We start from the raw sequence: 1247 nt of genomic DNA, 5'->3' as shown, positions 1-1247 counted from the left end.
CTACAGAAACATTTTTAGAGTACTATCATCATTTATTTAAAGCAATTTACGCTATTAATACAGCAAACCATAGTGAAGCAAGAATGCAATTTGAAGAAGCTGAAAAGTATTTAGAGTACATGCATGATGAAATCGAAAAAGCTGAATTTAATTATTGGCTTGCAGTTCATTACTATCACATATTGAAACCAATCCTAGCAGTTCAATTTGCTATAAAGGCAAATGAAGTATTTTCAATTAGTCCAGGGTATGAATTAAAAACTGCTGCTTGTTTGAATACTTTAGGGATGGCACACACTCGCTTAAGTGATTTCGAAAGTGCAGAAGAATATTTACTTTCAGCATTGGGTACTTTCCAAAAATCTCATGACGAAAGTCTTACTAAACGTGTAAAGCACAATTTAGGACTTTTATATGCAAGTCAAAACATGTCAGAATTAGCAATTAAGCATTTAGAGGAATCACTAGAAAACAACGCTAAAACGATGTTTCTTTTAGCAAGAGAACATTTTAAGTTAGGTCATAATCATAATGCTAATGAATATATTGAGAATGGCTATAAGATTAGCGACTTATGTTATCGTCATCATTTCCGAATTTTAAAAGCAGTACATAACTATGTACCGCAAGAAGAATTAGAAAATGTGGTTATAGAAGGTATTTCGTATTTTGAAAAAGAAGAATTATATGATTGGGTAAAAGAATATGCTTCTCTTTTAGGTGAAAGATTCTATGGTTCAGAAAATCACAGAAAAGCAAGCAAGTATTTGCACATCGCTTTAGATGCAGACAAAAAGAGCATAGAAAGAAGGGCGCTAAAATGAAAAAAGCAATCTTATTAATGATGATGTTATCCGCTGTTTTTACTTTTGGTCTTACTAATGTAAAAGACGTATCACAAAATGAAACTATTGAAGTGTTTATGGATCATGGAGAGCATATTTAATTATCTAAAAAAAGGGGGAGCTGCGAGCACCCTCTTTTTTAATTATGACCATATTAATTTAGAAATAACATAAGTAGCAGTAAGAATGAAAAATATAAGGGATAATGTTCCAAAGTACAAAATACGGTCTGATTTACATTCATAAATACCAAACCATACATTCTTCTTTACACCCAATGCTTTTAAGGGGGGGAGTTGCGGCTAGAACAATTGAACCGCTTCTATTTACATCACCGACTACTGCTACTTTTGTATGCATAGGGTCTAATCCCATTTTGATGCAACTTACTGAAGCGTAAAA

Annotated in this window: 2 protein-coding genes; both read left to right on the top strand. The window is 32.5% G+C overall.

Going from position 1 to position 1247, the window contains the following annotated elements; genetic code table 11:
• The coding region (locus ABWK52_RS26525; RefSeq protein WP_353772250.1) for a tetratricopeptide repeat protein at nt 1-824 on the top strand (824 nt) is incomplete at its 5' end.
• Complete coding sequence (locus ABWK52_RS26520) at nt 821-946, top strand: hypothetical protein (protein ID WP_000709205.1); 126 nt, start codon at nt 821-823, stop codon at nt 944-946. The genes ABWK52_RS26525 and ABWK52_RS26520, both read left to right, overlap by 4 nt.
• Nucleotides 947-1247 lie beyond the last annotated feature (301 nt).

The organism is Bacillus sp. AP50 (assembly GCF_040492675.1).
Taxonomy (GTDB): Bacteria; Bacillota; Bacilli; order Bacillales; family Bacillaceae_G; genus Bacillus_A; species Bacillus_A cereus.
This window is presented reverse-complemented; position numbering and strand designations above follow the sequence as displayed.

What these genes read in the sequence shown, in the direction of transcription:
- ABWK52_RS26520 (WP_000709205.1), top strand. Translation starts at nt 821, where the DNA reads ATGAAAAAAGCAATCTTATTAATGATGATGTTATCCGCTGTTTTTACT.